This is a genomic window from Acinetobacter sp. (genome assembly GCF_036666595.1).
Lineage (GTDB): Bacteria > Pseudomonadota > Gammaproteobacteria > Pseudomonadales > Moraxellaceae > Acinetobacter.
The window spans coordinates 1-556 of record NZ_JAVWVO010000134.1; the positions used below are offsets into that span (position 1 = coordinate 1).

1 pseudogene is annotated in these 556 nt (G+C 42.4%); it reads left to right on the forward strand.

What is annotated here, in order from left to right:
* Positions 1 to 168 precede the first annotated feature (168 nt).
* Positions 169 to 556, forward strand: a pseudogene (locus RR876_RS17220) (hypothetical protein); the annotation flags it as partial.

Below are 556 nucleotides of genomic sequence, written 5' to 3' on the forward strand. Positions count from 1 at the left end.
GTCATTCGCCATGCGGTTGCGGGAAAAGAGTGGTTGTGATTAGTAGCCCATCAAGAGTAAATAATATTATTCGCGCTATGTGTTGCGCTCTATCTCGACCACCTAAGAAACCATGATTAAAAATTAACTGAAGCCGCCTAAAGGGCGGTTTTTTTATGGAGCATGAAAATGCCAGAGGAAAATAAAGAATACCTCAAACATCAATTTACCGCGATAAGTACCCCTATCAGCGTGAATAACGATGACGCTAAAAAGCGACGAACTTTTGATGCTGAAGTCTATAGCGGTGGTTTGATTGATAACCACTGGTACTGGGGGCGTACAGGTGTGGTAATTGACCTAGAGGGTCTGAAGCTTAAGTCTAAAACAGGGTTAGTTGAAGATCATTTTGGTGGTACTCGTGTTGGGGTTGCTACTTCATATGATGTTAATGGCGGCTTTAAGGCTAAAGGTCATTTTCTAAGTAATCCGCGAGCAACGGAGATTGTTCAAGACATTGATGAAGAGTATCCATTTCAAATGTCATGGTGGGCAGATCCCGAGAGTATTGAGGAAA